Consider the following 1,271-nt stretch of genomic DNA (forward strand, 5'->3'; position numbering starts at 1 on the left):
ATCAAGTTGTTCAAAATCGTGGCTCATAAATATCGTAACCGTCGTCAGCGCTATGATCTTAGAATGAAGCTGTTTGCTGGTATCATTAATTTCGAGCTAAACCTATGACTTTTGCAAGAGGTCTAATGCACAAGAATTCAACTTGATAAACTACAGAGTGACAAAAATAAAGCTTGTGGTAAACCACGCAGTTGCAAAGCACAAAGAGATACGTGTGCAGTAATCAAACAGAATATAAAAAATGGTGAGGCATGTGCTCAAGCTCGATTTAAATTAAATAGTCTGTGTTTTAAAGGGGAGACAAAGCTCACATACGTGAGGTCACTGAAGTTGTTAATACTATACAAACCTGTGTCAAGGTTGCTATGTATGAAAAAAAACCTCCCTGTCCAGGATTTTAATAAATAATAGAGTTAGCCATGTATATAGATAATTTGAAAGTTCAATATGGAAATGTACAAAAACCCAGTAAGCTTTCCGATCCTCATCATGATTATGGTAAACGTTATCTTGATAAAATTCTAGCTAAAGAAGACAGTGATCTAGATGCTATAGACTATAGAAACCTTTTAAATGGAAATTTGCCAGCTGGCACCTTTGAAGAAGTAGCTTATTATTTACCACTTTCAATATACTATTTATGCTTAGAGTTCGATGATAAATTAGAAATGATTAATAGTTGGGTAGATTTTATATATGAAAACAAAAGGTCTATTAGTAAATATTTCGATATAGATATTAAAAATATTTTGAATCAAGTTTTTAATTGTCTAACTAAAAATTTCGAGGTTCGTTATATTGATGAGATAGAGCGAAAAAAATTAAATCTAGATATGAATAATTCGCGTTATGTTAAAAATTTAGAACTATTGTCCTATATGTTTGTAAGAACTAATTTGTATGATGAAGGAAGTATTTGGATAGAGAAGAAGATTGAAGAAATGAAAAATGGTACTGTTATCCAGAAAAAATGGCTTTATGAACTTTATAATAAGTGTAATGAAGTTTTTGGTTTGTATTTAGATGATGAGATGATGTTAAAAGTACTTGATGGAATAGAAAGATATGATTAAAGCTGAGATATAGTCAGCTCAAAATAAAAGTGTTATAGCTTGGACAAATATCATAAAACAATTTAGACAAGTCATTTTCCATCCAGCCTTGGCGTAAAAACTTCACTTGAGCCCATTTTTTCTCGATGGGATTTAAGTCAGGACTATAAGGTGGTAAGAATAGAAGCCTGTGACCATGCCTGTTAAGCAGCTTTTGAA

The 1,271-nt window shown here is 31.7% G+C and carries 3 protein-coding genes and 1 pseudogene; 3 read left to right on the forward strand and 1 reads right to left on the reverse strand.

All coding sequences use genetic code 11. From position 1 onward, the window contains the following. The 3 genes and pseudogenes from JMX98_RS14180 to JMX98_RS13835 form a co-directional block, all read left to right on the forward strand. A pseudogene (locus JMX98_RS14180) lies at nucleotides 1–108 on the forward strand (IS5/IS1182 family transposase); the annotation flags it as partial. Between the two features lie 27 nt (nucleotides 109–135). Further along, complete coding sequence (locus JMX98_RS14365) at nucleotides 136–408, forward strand: hypothetical protein (protein WP_413786562.1); 273 nt, start codon at nucleotides 136–138, stop codon at nucleotides 406–408. A gap of 11 nt (nucleotides 409–419) precedes the next feature. Next, nucleotides 420–1,073 (forward strand): hypothetical protein, encoded by a 654-nt coding sequence (locus JMX98_RS13835; protein WP_201587401.1) that lies wholly within the window; start codon nucleotides 420–422, stop codon nucleotides 1,071–1,073. A gap of 13 nt (nucleotides 1,074–1,086) precedes the next feature. Here JMX98_RS13835 and JMX98_RS13840 read toward each other — a convergent pair. Further along, nucleotides 1,087–1,271: transposase (locus tag JMX98_RS13840; RefSeq protein WP_201587403.1), on the reverse strand; the 185-nt coding region annotated here is incomplete at its 5' end.

It is taken from the genome of Psychrobacter sp. HII-4 (assembly GCF_904846595.1).
Lineage (GTDB): Bacteria > Pseudomonadota > Gammaproteobacteria > Pseudomonadales > Moraxellaceae > Psychrobacter > Psychrobacter celer.

Excerpts from the sequence above, each read along its gene's own strand:
- JMX98_RS13835 (WP_201587401.1), top strand. The coding sequence starts at position 420 with ATGTATATAGATAATTTGAAAGTTCAATATGGAAATGTACAAAAACCC.